Below are 13,960 nucleotides of genomic sequence, written 5' to 3' on the forward strand. Positions count from 1 at the left end.
CTTAACTAAGGGGAGCGCCTTTATGGTACGTTTGATGGTAAAAACCGTACTTTGTGGAAGTCTGCTGTGGGGTATTGCTGCAGGAAATCTTAATACCAATGGTCAAAAAGGGATAACGCGCACGATATCCGGTAAGACTCTTGGAAAATCGAAAATGAATGTCGGTGCAGGGCTGAATTACGCACAAGGACTTTCATCATCGCCCTTTATCAGATGGGATAAGGTGCCGGATGGTGAAACGGGATTTTCTGCAGGTGCCGAAGAAAACGGCAAATTCATTTCATCCAATGCCTATCTTGCTCTGGGAGTGGCTTCGTTCTGGGATATCGGAGTCAGCATTCCTTTTATGTGGGACGGCAGCGATTTGTATGATGATCTTTCGGCCTTTGGTATCGGTGATCTGGAATTTTCCACAAAGATTCTCTACCCCCGCCCTACCGAACCCCGGGTTTTTTATCAAGCCTACTATCTTGCTGCTGGTTTTGGTGTTACCCAGATGATGGATCATGGCATCTATCCCCGTCATGCATATTATACTTCTAAAAGTTTTTCCGAAGGCGGCAATGTTAATAATGCCGGTCAAGATGCTGATGTCATGTCGGCAACTTCTTTTGTTGTAAAAGCGATGCTCTGCTGGACTTTTGATATCAAGGCAGCTGCCGAAAACGTTCCTCTGGAAATCACGGTGAACGGTGGTATTGCCATTCCCGACGGTAGCAGGGCTATAACTGGACTGGCAAATATGGCGCTTACTTATACTCCGGTCGATGCACTTACCATTTATGTCGATTATGCCGGCGAGTTCCGTGGTAATACGGTGATCAACCGGCCCGATGAGCTTCTGGGCGAACCCATGTGGCTGTCACCGGGTATCCGCATTACCGCGCCGGTGGGCGTTTATGTGCAGCTCGGTGCGGATATCGGCTTGTCTCAGGATTCCGATGAGTACCGGACAACCTGGGCGGTCGACGGCGGAAGATATTCTACTTCACCGGTACCAAAACTGGGAGTACAGTTTGCCTTTGGATGGTGCGGATTCCTTTCGGCGCAGGATGAAGATCGTGACGGTATAAAAGATAAAGACGACCGGTGCCCCAAGGATGCCGAGGATATCGACGGGTTTGAAGATTCGGACGGGTGCCCTGAAGAGGACAATGACAAAGACGGTGTGCTGGATAAGCAAGATAAATGCTCCAAAGAGCCCGAAGACAAAGATGGATTCGAGGATGAAGACGGGTGTCCCGACCCTGATAACGACGAAGACGGTATTATCGATACAAAAGACAAATGTCCTCTGGTTGCTGAAGATTTCGATGGATTTGAAGACAAGGACGGCTGCCCTGATTATGACAACGATAAAGACGGCGTGCCGGATTCTCTGGACAAATGCCCCAACGATGTCGAAGATTTCGATAAGTTCAAGGATGATGATGGTTGTCCGGATATCGATAACGACAAGGACGGTATTCCCGACTTAAAAGACAAATGTCCGAATGAGCCCGAGACATTCAATAATCTCAATGATAAGGACGGCTGTCCGGATGAGAAAAAGCAGGAGTCAAAAATGCCGAAACACCAGATCATGCGGGGTGTAAATTTCAGCAGCGGCAGTGCTGAGATGAGTTTCGATTCCTACAAGCATCTCGATCCGATTATCGAAGAGATGAAAAAGTATCCCGAAATAGAGATTGAGATACGTGGACATACCGACAGTATCGGGAGGAGTTCGGCGAATAAACGTCTTTCACAAATGCGGGCCGAGTCGGTACGACAGTACATGATGTCCCGGGGGATTGAAGGCCATCGGATGCGTGCGGTCGGTTTTGGCTCAAGCAGCCCGATTGCCGACAACAGGACTGCCGCCGGACGGGCCCAGAACAGGCGTATCGAAATCGTCAGAATAAAGTAAACCGTAGTGTAAAATCATATGTTTTCATAAAAGAGAGGCGCACCAGCGCCTCTCTTTATTTTCACCTGTACGAGACCGGCGGCTGCCGGCATTCGATGAACTCTCATGAGATCCCCTGTGCTGTTCATTACCTGGCTTTTTATAACCGTAATCCCGGTTCATGCCGCTTTAAATGCGAAGCTCCTTTCCTTTACTGAAATGGACACAACCCTTTCGGTATGGGTTGTTTTTGAAGGTAAACCTCAGAGTCTTCACAAAAGCCGTATAACGACCCGTGCTGCAAAACGACGGGCAAAAGCGAATTTTCCGCGGCATCATTACAGTGATATTCCCGTATCGACTGAGAATATCCGCCAGGTAACAAAACTCGGCGCCCGTCTTGTGCATACCTTTAAATGGGCCAATGCTGCAAGTTTCGATTGTCATGCATCGCTGCTCGACCGGGTAAGCGTTCTTTCCTGTGTCAAAACGGTGCTCCCGGTCCGTACTTTCATCAGAAAACCACCGACGCCGGTTCAACCAGGTCTGCGAAAGAGTCGCAGTCTGAAAAATGAACGATACGGATTCAGCGAGGATCAGCTTAATCTGGTTTCGATTCCCGCCGCCCATGTGTTTATTGATTCTCGCTACGGCGCTCCTCCGGGTGAGGGGGTCGTGATCGGGTTTTTAGACAGCGGATTCGATCTCGACCATGATGTGTTTTCCTATGTACATGAGCATCATTCGGTTGTTGCCGACAGCGATTTTGTTGACCATGACGGCGATGTTTCTCAGAGCGATGATCATGGCACGAAAACGTTGTCGCTGGTGGCCGGTTACGCTCCGGGCACATTCATGGGAGCGGCATGGGGGGCCCGGTTTGTGCTTGCCCGCACCGAAGAAGCCGCTTACGAACGGCATATCGAAGAAGACAACTGGGCTGCGGCGATTGTCTGGGCCGAAAGCCTGGGTGTTGACATTGTCAATAGCTCCCTCGGATACCGGTATACCTTTGATCCGCCGGATGAAGATTATACTTTCGAGGACATGGACGGCCGGTCGACTATTGTTTCCCTGGCTGCCCGGGCCGCGGTCGAGCGGGGCATGTTGATTGTCAACTCGGCAGGTAATGACGGTATGCTTACCGCAACCGGCGATTCCACACTGAATGCCCCCGCAGATGTAGAAGGGGTCGTTGCCGTGGGTGCGGTAGGCAAAGACAGCGCTGTTGCCCTGTGGAGCAGTCATGGCCCCACTGCTGACGGACGAATCAAACCGGATTGCGTGGCCTATGGAAGCATCGTGAATGTGCCCCATGGTATCGACGGCTTCCGGCTGGAATCGGGCACTTCCTATTCTTCACCAATAACCGCGGGCGTTTGTGCGCTTATTCAACAGAGCCATCCCGGGCATGCCGCTGAGATGATTCGTTCGTACCTCTATGCATCATGCATGCTCACACCCTGGCAGGATACAATCGACAACACCTATGGACGGGGTATCCCCGATGCCGCACTGGCATGCAGGCTTACACCACATTCAGTTGTCATACATGTGCGGGACACAAGCAGAAATTCCGTAAGCAATGTGTCGATTTACGACAACAATCAGAACGTCCTGGGTATCACCGACAGCATCGGGCTTTCGATTTTGGAAGCAGGCGAGGCCATGCATCCGAAAACCCTGTATATAGGAGCACAATCGGGCGATATCAGACAACAGGTGCAGGTCGATACTACGCCTTTGCGGAAAAATATCGACCTGCCTCTCGGTTATGTGAAAGTATCGTTACTGGATACGGCTGGAGAAGTGCCACGGACCATAGAGCAGGGAACCCTCTACTGGAGAGCCCCGGATGATACGAAATATTATTCCTATCCCATTACCGGCGGATTCACGATTATCCATTTTACCCGGTTCGGTGCTGCGCACCTCTATGCTTCAGCAAAGGGTTATTTTTCGTCGGATACCCTCACCCTCGATTTGCTGCAGCCGGAAATGATCGCAACATTGTATCTGAAACGCCGCCCTGTTGAACAGTTGATCGTCTATCCCAATGTTGTCCGCCTTTCACATCCCGTTCCTCATGTCAACTATGATTTCATAGCTGCCGAATTACAGGAGAACGAGCGCATGGAGGCGTCGATCCGTTCCATTGACGGCGATCTTGTCTGGAGTCACAGCGAATACCTTATCGAAGGTACGTCACCAAGGGTTACCCGGTGGGATTGCCGTAATCAAAAGGGCAGACGGATCGCGCCGGGAATGTATATCTTTTTGCTGCGCTATAATGGAAAGTCCTATAAAAGAGAAATTCTTATTGTGGGATAGACGGGAAAAGGAAAATGAGAAGAAGGACTTTTCTTATCCCTATCCCTTAATCAACCAGCTGAATCCCCACCGGAAGGTAATCCCCGGCATGATATAGCCCGGAACATAGGCTATTTGACGGTTGAGAAGGTTGTCTATTTTGTAAAAGAGGCGGAATGATTTGATATGGACCGTTGTTTTAAAGTAGAGGTCGTATATTTCCCGGCTCCAGATATCCCGGTTTTCGGGGCTGCCCAGCCTGATATCACCTCTCTCACTCCAGTAGTCGAGGGCCAGATCGAGAATGATATGTTGCCGTCCTCCCCGGGCGACAATATCCCAGGTGAGTGCGGTCTGGGATTTGGTATAGGGTTTGGTATCGGAAATCATCCATCGTGAACTGAAGGTGAGGCCGTGCCATTTGCCGAATACCGGGGCGATAGTGAATACCGATTGTGGTTGTTCGTAGGGTGCAATGCCGTGGGGCCAGGAATGTTTAACCGTGGCGCTGTCGATGCCGTCCAGATAGGCATACCCGACTGCCAGGCCGAGTTTTTTACCGGCAAAAAATGCTTCTGCACCAAAAGCCCGGTAGGTATCGAATACAAGTCCTGATATCTTTTCGGAGACGTCATAGGGAATTTCGTATGGATTGGCATCCTGTTGAGCGAAAAGATTGAGGGTGTGATTGAAAACCTCGCCTTGTACTTTTGCATCCCAGGTCCAGACATGTCCGCTGGAATCTTCGATGGTTAAGAAACGATGTCCGGCGGATCCTTTAACCAAACCCTGGATTGTACCCATTTGAAAGGGATGTACATATCCCGTTTTTGTCCGGTGGCCAGTCGAATGCCACCGGTCGTTGGTGTAGAGGATTTTTTTGCTGTTATCGAAGAGATAGTCGGCAAAGAGAGTATCGTTTCCCAGAAGAAGATAGGGTTTGAGCAGACAACCGATTCGTGTAAGGGCGCCCTGCCGTTTCCGGGAGCCGTCCCAGTATATCCCCGAGAGCGGGTGACGTTTATTGACATCCCTGTCGACAGAGAGTTGCATGTCTCCCCGAAGAGGCCCGCGGCCAAGACCGGTCATCCCGAACCTTATGTCGTTGCGATACTGGGTGAGGCGTTCCCAGAGCAGTGGTGCGGTATCGGAGGGCATGGTGCTGTTCTGTTGCTGATAAAGTAGTTCATCTTTGATATCGGAATATTCGTAGGTGAAGTAGTTTTTCGCATCCCTGTCTTTGTATTGCTCAAGATGAATGCCTATTGCAAGTTCATCGGTGAGGGGGTTGGTGCCCTTGTTCGCCACTGCCGACGTATCGGCGCCAAAAAAATCGTACGAATTTTTGAAAAAGTTATAGATATCCCCTGGACGGTGAGAGTATTCATCATGAGCAAGGAACCGGTAGCTGGAAAAGACCCCGAGTTGAAGGTTTGATGCCAGAGGGCGAGCGAATCTGATATCGAGAATATTCTCACTGAATACGCCGTTTTCCCAGAAAATCGACATCTCGGGGGTGGTGATATTGTAGGGATGAAGCTCTATGGTATTATCGCCTGGGCCACCGAAATTAATCCGGGAAGCTTCGGCATTGCTGAAAAAATCGGTTCCGTCAACCGGGTCGAAACCGATAGGAAAAATACCGGTTTCAGGCACCGGCGCACCGAATCCTGAAGGAAAGCCGTAGTAGAGAAATCGATTCAAGCTCGAAGAGAGAGAAAAGCGGGTCGAAATCGCCATGGGTGAAAACCGGAGCGCTTCGGAAATACCGCTTCCGTCGGTGTTGAACAATTGCCAGGTATAAAAATGAGAAGGATTGTAAAAGGAATCAACATATTCAGGAAAACGTGCATAGAGGCCTTTATAATAGGCATTCATTTCGAGCAGGGAGTCCTTGAGCGCAGCTTTTCTCAAAGAATCGGCCTTAAGCGAGTCTAATCGGGTCTGGGTATGCTGTTTCCGTAGTGAATCATTGGGTGGTTGTCCCATGGTAACGGCTGTATCTGAGGATGCTGCTGAATCTGTGGTAGCGGTTAGTTTGTCTTCTGCAGTCGAAATATCATGCAGCGTATCGGCGGCAGAATCTGTGTGCGCGGTATCTCTCTCAAAAGAAGCTGTTGTTTGTGCATGAATTTTGGATGAGGAAATAAGCAATAAACAAAGCACGCAAACAGTAATACCTGAAGGAGAGAACTTTTGAGATGGAGCAGGGGCAAAAAGAAGGTATTTCGAAGAAGAGAAAAATGAGGAAAATTTGTATTTCATGATTGTTTGTGTGTGCAATGGAAGTTATATCTGTGTTAAAAATACATGCCTGTCTGCGGTAACAAAGTAAACTAAAATATACTTTTAAATCAGTTTATGAATCGACTATTACAGTTTAAGCGCATTATTATGTATTTTACCTCAAGACTTATGAAACGAATCGGCACGTCTTCACTCTATCATCTGGTCCTCATACTTTCCTTCTGCCTGCTTTTGCTGGGAGGGTGTGCATATCTTAATACGTTTTACAATGCCAAAGCCTATTTCAATAGTTCGTACTCGGAACATAAAAAATTAATGCAGGAGCATCCCGACTCGACGATCGAATTGCCTTCGAACATCGCTATGGGATATGATTCGGCGATTTCAAAGAGTCTGAAGGTGCTCGATGTGTACCATAAGCAGGAGAAATGGCATGATGATGCTGTTTTTCTGATGGGAAAAGCACATTTTTACAAAAAGGAGCACAGCCGTGCAATCCGCCGGCTTCGCCAGGTGCAGAAAGAATTTCCCCAGAGCCCTCACGTACCCGAGTCCTATCTCTATCTGGGAAAAGCGTACCTGCAAGATGGATTACTCGATAAAGCGGAACAGACATTCAATTATATTCTCGAAAAATATCCTCAGCTCAATAAAAACGAGCAGGTTTCGGTGCTGATTGCCGAGGTGGCAATTCGCCGGGAAGGCAAGGCTATGGCACTCGAAATTCTGGAAAAAATCAGAAAATCGATCAAAAACCCTGTCGAGAAGATGAAGCTATTTTTGCAGATTGCCGATTTATACATGGATCTCCATCAGTATGATAAAGCCATTAACCTGCTGAAAACCAGTCCCCGTAAACGGGGTTTGAATAAGCTCCACTACCGGATCGATTATGCGCTGTTGAGTTGTTATCTGAAAATTGATTCTCTGCAAACCGCCCTGGATCTGGCCGATGGGATGCTAAAGAAAAAACAGTATCAAAATGAAATCCCCGCAATACTGTTGAAAAAAGGTGCGATTCTGGTGCAAATGGAGCGGTACGATGATGCTATTGCGAGCTATGAGCGGATTACCGAGCGGTATGACACAAGCGATGTTGTTGGTGAAGCATGGTTTGAGCTGGGAATTATCTATCAGAAAAACAAGAGTGATTACGAGAAAGCGGAGGAATGTTTTGTCAAGGCGGCGTCACTGGCAAAAGACCCCGAGATCAAAGAGCGCGCAGCAAAGCGTAGCGAAGCGCTGAAATTACTGGCCCGGTACCGGGGTGAACCGGATTCGACCGATACTGCGAGTGCAGCAGATACGGCAACATCCGACTGGGGGCTGGAGATGTTCCGTATAGGAGAGCTGTTCTGGCTCAGTCTCGATGAACCCGACTCTGCGCTCAAGTACTACACCGCGCTGGCATCGGATACATTGTTGCGTGATGATTCCCTTCCAAAGGCACTCTATGCCGCTGGCTGGATAAGCCGTCACGCTAAAAACGATACGGCAACATCCGACAGTTTCTTTAACATGCTGATAGAAAAGTATCCCACTAATATCTATGCAAAACAGGCCCAGCAGGCAAAGGGCGAGAAAGTAACGATTCAGACCCGGGAAGATACCGCCCAGTATCGGTTTAATTCGGCAGAGCAGAAACTTTTTGCCGATGATGATATGGAGAGCGCTATCGAAGAGTATCTGAAAATTTATGAAACCTATCCCGACCTGATATATGGCCGGCGGTCGATCTATGCTGCGGCGTGGCTCTACGATTTCAAGCTGGAAAAGAATGTGACTGCCCGGGATCTCTATATTGAATTGTGCGACTCTTTCCCCGAGTCGGATTTATGTCTGAAAGAAGCCAAACCCCGTCTGCAGGTTGTTGAAGATACCCTTCGGGTATTACGGGCAAGAAAAATGCAAAAAGAAAACGCCCGGAAACAATCAAAAAAGAGTCTGAATAAAAAGAGAAGCCTGAAAAAGAAAGCAAATCCACCCTCACCCCCCAGTGAGGCTGTCTCCCCGGCAAAGCCCGATAGTATATTTGAGGCGGATGGGGAGTGAAGAATTGGGAGGGTGGAATAGTGGAGTGATTGAGTTTCGGGATAGGCAAAAATCATTCAATTAATGTACTAAAAAAGAAGGCTTTCTTTCTATTACTTCACCACTCTAACGCCTTATTTCTTCACTTTTTTTCTTTTCTTTCATGCTCTTTGATTTTATACTTATATATCTGTAGTAAATACACATTTAATTTTTACAAGTTTTAAAAGGAGGACGACATGACAAGAAATGCCGTTTTGCAGATTATTGCATCGGTTGCATTGGTAGCGCTTGTCGGGTGTGGCGGGAAACAGGTGACGCGGATCGATCCCAACACAACCACCGACTTGAGCGGAAAATGGAACGATACCGATTCCCGCCTGGTTGCCGAAGAGATGATTACCGACTGTATGTCCCGTCCGTGGCTAACCAATAATTATCCCAACAGCACACCCACGATTATCGTTGGTAACGTGCGCAATAAAAGTCACGAGCATATCAATGTGGAGACCTTTGTGAAAGATCTGGAACGGACCCTGATCAATTCCGGTAAGGTAGAGTTTGTGGCCAGTAAAAACGAACGGGTACAGATCCGTGAAGAAAAGGCCGATCAGATGAGCGGTAATGCCTCTGAGGAGACCATGAAATCGGCCGGCAACGAAACCGGCGCTGATCTGATGCTCATCGGAAGCATCAATACCATTGCCGATCAGGAAGGGAACAAGCGGGTGATGTATTATCAGGTCGATTTGGAGCTTATCGAAATCGAGACCCATAAAAAGCTCTGGATTGGCGATAAGAAAATCAAAAAGGTTATCACCAAGAGTAAAGCGAGGCTTTAAAGCGTACCGGTTGTTATAAAAACGCGGTCGAACAATTGAGGAGCATGCGCAAAAAACTTTCCTTATTCCTGCTCATAACCTGCATACCGGTCATCTTTTTCTGCACCAGCAGGGCGCTGCAACGGGCTGATCTCTTTTCCGACCTCACCCACGACGGAGACTATGTGGAGGGGGTGGAAAAAATCCGTCAGTCCAGGGACCTCTATGGAAATCTCAACCGTCTGCTGTATCATTACGACCAGGGGGTACTGTTTCACTATGCCGGGCTTTTCGATTCAAGTCTGGCGGAATTTCAGAAAGCAGAGCAGATATCCGAAGATCTCTATGCACGCTCGATTACCAACGAAGCTGCATCGCTTTTGACTAATGATAATCTCCGCCCCTACCGCGGCTGGCGCTTCGAGAGAATTCTTCTTCACCAGCTCATGTCGTTCAATTATCTCGGTAAGGATGAATACGATGAATCGCTGGTGGAGACACGCAAGGTCCAGCTGGTGATCGACAATTTTCGTTCTAAAGGCAAAGGGCGGGACAAATACCATGATGACGGCATGTCGCATTATTTTTCCTCCATTATCTACGCGGCACAGGGTGAACCGGACAATGCCCACATCTCGCTGTTCAAATCGGTGCGGGCCTACAAGGAAAGCCCGGTCGCGCTCCCCGATCCGGTGAAAAATCTGGCCTATTATGAATTCGAACAGGCGGACCGGGAAGAAGATATCAAGCTTTTAGAGTTGGAACCTGCTGCCGAACCCGAAAACATTCACCGTTTGACCGATGATCAAAGCGAAATAATCTTTGTTGGTTATGCCGGAAACTCGCCGATTTTAGGTGAAGTTGTCTGGTGGGGTACGTATGTTGTTGACGGCATGCTCCTTCTTCACCACCGCAATCCTCAGGGAGACACGGTACTGGTTCGCTTGCCCGCACCACCGATTCCGGAGGTGGAAGAGGAGAAGCGGGAAGGCAAGAAAAAGGGAGAAAAGGTCAAGTCGGGACAGACATTTCATATCAAATTCGCACTTCCCTCGCCGGTGTTCCGTAATTCCGAAACCAGCTATTTCACCATGTCGGTCGACTCGAGCCGGATTCCCCGGAAGTCTTTTGTTGTTTCCAATCTCGACAGGATTGTGGAAAAGGAGCTTCAGGATAATCAGCCGATAATTTTAGCCCGCACCGCTCTCCGGGTCGTGCTCCGGACCATTGCCGCCCAGAAAGCCAAAGCAAAAATGCAGACCGAAAACGGAATGGCCAACTTTCTCCTCAATGTGGGCGCCGATATTCTCTCGAGTCAGCTCGAAAAGGCCGATACCCGAATCTGTTTTCTGCTTCCCAAGACAATTCAGTGCATCCGTATTCCGGTCGAACCCGGCACACACATTATCGATGCCGCTGCGCATACCTCAGGCGGCGCAATCGTTGCCGAAAAACACTGGAGCGAACTGACCGTTGCTCCGGGAGAGAAGAAGTTTGTGTTTTTTCCGAGTTTGCGGTGACAGGATGGAACGGTTTACAACAAAAGACCCTCCCAAGATGCTACCGGGAGCGAAACAACCATATAAGACGTGAAATTACGTTATGAGACGGGCATTATCTCTCTTTTTTTAAAACATTTTCTTCAATTTCTTCACCGCGTTTTTCCCCGCATCCTTTGCTTCTTCTTTTGCTTTTTGCTCGGCTTTTTTGGCCTCTTCACGAGCTTTTGCTTCGGCTTCGGCCTTTTTACGGGCAGCTTCTTCGGCAGCTTTTTTCTTCTGTGCTTCGACGTTCCTTCGTTGCTCTTCGAGCTTTTTCTTTGCTAACTCTTCGGCTTCTTTTTTCTTCTGATTAATCTCGTCCTGGAGTTTTTCCTTGATCTGCTCTCGGGGCTTCTGTTCCTGTTTTTTACCGCCGCTGTCATAGCGTACCAGGGTGGGAGACGAAAATTTCGGCTTGGAGACTGTTCCGGTAATCTGAATCTTAAGCGTGGCCCGCCCCTGCTCGTCAAGATAGGTGCCGAAATCATCAACCACGGAGCCGGGATCCACATATTGTGCCAGTCCCGAGGCTTTTGCAGCGGCTTGAAGTCCTTTTTTCGCCGCCCCGGTTGCTGCGTTTTCCATTTTCGCAACCGGCTTTGAGTGCTTTTTGGTAAGATAGTTCTTCAGGGTTATATCCAACGATGAATTAAACCCGATCGAGCCTTCGGCCAGCCAGTCACCGTAGGATGAATTCAAATCGAAGTTTTTAAGGTGTACCAAGCGGTCGGCGATAGCGACCGTGAGTTTCATTTTTCTGAAATCAATCGCACCAAGGTTATAGAACTTGTCAACAACTTTTGTCAGGCCTTCGAAAATAGAACCCCGCTCAATTTTGCCGTCTTTTAGCCGTGCTGTCAGTTCACCGTTGAGGTTGTCGGTCAACTCCTGCTGTGTCCCGCCATGGGTGGTCAAGTCTCCGTTAAGTGCGATTTTACCCGAAAGGGATTCGTCCAGTTTTTTGAGTTCTCCGAACAACACATTGCCATTATCAAGATATCCTTTGAAAGCCGTAATCAGTTCGCCGACCTGAATACCGTCGATACTGAGTTTGTTTTCGATTTGTGGATTTTCGATATTCTGCACATTGGCGTTCATGTCTTGAGTAAATGAGCCGCCAAAGAGGTTTGCTTGTACCGTCATGTCGATAATGTCGTTGATGCACTGGTAAGCAACCTTTACATTGCGGAGGTCCATTTCCTGATAGATCATATGGTCGTTTGTAATCGTACCTTTCATGTCCAGGTTCGGAAGCGGCGATGCCAGAAGGAGTCCGGGTTCCTGGGTCGAAGATTTTTCTTCCGGCGCGTCTTCCGATGTTTCTTTTTCTTCAGATGCGGGAAGAATCTCATTGGTGTTGAGATAGGGTGAATTCAGATCGAACGTGAGCATGGGGCGGGGATAGTTCTTCGATGTATCCGGAATAGCAAGGGCGAGATAATCCTTGAGCTGTGCGGTAAGGTTCATCGATGATTTTCCGATATCAACAGCGAGTTTCTGGGCGATTTTATCGTTGGAAAAATCGAGGGAGCCGTTAAGTAGCACCGGTTGGACAACTGCCGGTGTTACTACCCTTACCTTTTGAAGCTCCACATCACCGTTTACCGCAAGTTTGGTGGGATCGTTGGGATCGACCTGCCCTTTCGCTTGGACATCGGCGGTAATCATCCCGCCCAGATCGTTGCCTTCGGGGAGCTTGATAATATTTTTGATATCGTCGAGGTTCACTTTTGCATTCAACGCGGCGTCGACAACCGGCGAGGCGAAATTTTCCACCTGTGCTTTCAGATCAACCGGATTGGCGCCCAGCATGAGATGAAGTTTCGAGATATTCAGGCTGTTTGCGTTGAACGCGATGTTTGCATTCATATCGCTGATTTTCTGGGGCAGCTCGGTATAGTTGATTTCGCCGTTGTTGAGCACAAGGGTACCGTTGATATCCGGTCCTGCTGAGTCGAGTTCGCCTTTGACCGCAACATCGAGCCGAAGCGAGCCGGAACCTTTTGTCTTGGCGATCTCGGGAACCATGGCAACCGGAACTTCGGCCAGGATGTTCGCGAGGTCGAGTTTTTCGGTTTTGATCGCCAGATCGAGGGTGGGAGTCTGGTTGAAATTGGTGACCTTTCCGGTCATGGCGATATAGATTTCCTGCAACGAGGCTTTGATTTCGTTGATCGTGAGTGTGCCTTCAACCAGGTCTGCAACCAGATCGTGATTAAAGGTCACTACAAGGTCGGTAATCGGCTTGGGTACATCCTTTGAGTAGAACGAAATCTCTTTCATGGTAAGCTCACCGGTGGTTTTGATATCTTTCAGGCCCTTATCGGCTGATACATCCACGCGCTGATTGATCTTCCCCAGCCCGACCTTCATGTTGCTTTTCCGGTCGTGATAGATCACCGAGCCGTCGTCGATGATAAATTTCTCCATGACAAGCGGTACCGGAATTCCTCCCGCACCTTCAGGCTTCTCTTTTTCGGGCTTTTCTTCTTTGGTGGTGTCTTTTGCCACTACCGCAAGGTCATCGAAATTGAACGAGCCTGTGTGGTCGGTCTCCACCAGGATATGCGGTGACGTCAGTATTATTTCATCGATCTGAAGATCCCGTTTGAGCAGGGGCAGCACCTTGACCTTTACAATGAACCCTTCGAGGGTGACAAAAGGTTCATCACTGAACCCTTCACGCTGCGTATTGGCGATCTGAAGGTTCCGGATTTTCACGCCCAGATAAGGAAACACCGCCAGCCCGATCCGTTCGATCTCGACATCGCGGCCTAATGCCTTTTCGATATGCGGCATGGTCATCGCTTTGAGCTTTGACGGCGGAAACATGATTTTCAAGGTAACACCCGCGGCAACAAGCAGGACAACGATAATAACCAGGATAATTCCGATAATTTTTGCAGGGCTCTTTTTGGCCATGATACGGCTCCTTTCGGGGAGGGTTTTTTAAATGATATCAAAAAATATATATGGTAAGGGGGTGAAGGGGAAATTTAATCGTCCTCGTTCTACAGCCATGCCGCCTCTGACGAGGTTAAAAGATGAGGGATGCCTGTCGGTTCGTTTCCGAACCCTTCCCTCGTGCGCTCGTGACCTCGTCCCCCAAATTGCCTCCCCCC

The 13,960-nt window shown here is 48.8% G+C and carries 7 protein-coding genes; 5 read left to right on the forward strand and 2 right to left on the reverse strand.

All coding sequences use genetic code 11. The annotated features are described in order from the left end of the window. Nucleotides 1-22: 22 nt before the first annotated feature. Nucleotides 23-1,909, forward strand: coding sequence for an OmpA family protein (locus GF401_10840; protein MBD3345546.1), 1,887 nt, complete (start codon nt 23-25; stop codon nt 1,907-1,909). Between the two features lie 105 nt (nt 1,910-2,014). Beyond that, nucleotides 2,015-4,219 (forward strand): S8 family serine peptidase, encoded by a 2,205-nt coding sequence (locus GF401_10845; protein MBD3345547.1) that lies wholly within the window; start codon nt 2,015-2,017, stop codon nt 4,217-4,219. A 39-nt stretch (nt 4,220-4,258) separates the two neighbouring features. On the opposite strand, the gene GF401_10850 is transcribed toward GF401_10845, so the two are convergent. Further along, complete coding sequence (locus GF401_10850) at nt 4,259-6,364, reverse strand: hypothetical protein (protein ID MBD3345548.1); 2,106 nt, start codon at nt 6,362-6,364, stop codon at nt 4,259-4,261. A 195-nt stretch (nt 6,365-6,559) separates the two neighbouring features. Between GF401_10850 and GF401_10855 the strand changes: the two genes are divergently transcribed. The 3 genes from GF401_10855 (at nt 6,560) to GF401_10865 (ending at nt 10,817) form a co-directional block, all read left to right on the forward strand. After that, a complete protein-coding gene (locus tag GF401_10855) occupies nt 6,560-8,497 on the forward strand; it encodes a tetratricopeptide repeat protein (protein ID MBD3345549.1) in 1,938 nt (645 codons plus the stop codon). 218 nt (nt 8,498-8,715) lie between these two features. Then, complete coding sequence (locus GF401_10860; protein MBD3345550.1) at nt 8,716-9,318, forward strand: penicillin-binding protein activator LpoB; 603 nt, start codon at nt 8,716-8,718, stop codon at nt 9,316-9,318. A 44-nt stretch (nt 9,319-9,362) separates the two neighbouring features. Then, nucleotides 9,363-10,817 carry a hypothetical protein gene (locus tag GF401_10865; GenBank protein MBD3345551.1) on the forward strand — a complete coding sequence of 485 codons (1,455 nt, stop codon included), beginning with the start codon at nt 9,363-9,365 and terminating at the stop codon, nt 10,815-10,817. Nucleotides 10,818-10,925: 108 nt separating this feature from the next. Here GF401_10865 and GF401_10870 read toward each other — a convergent pair whose 3' ends face one another. Continuing rightward, nucleotides 10,926-13,760: an AsmA family protein gene (locus tag GF401_10870; protein ID MBD3345552.1), complete on the reverse strand. Its 2,835-nt coding sequence runs from the start codon at nt 13,758-13,760 to the stop codon at nt 10,926-10,928. Nucleotides 13,761-13,960: the final 200 nt, after the last annotated feature.

The organism is Chitinivibrionales bacterium (assembly GCA_014728215.1).
In the GTDB taxonomy this organism is placed as follows: Bacteria; Fibrobacterota; Chitinivibrionia; order Chitinivibrionales; family WJKA01; genus WJKA01.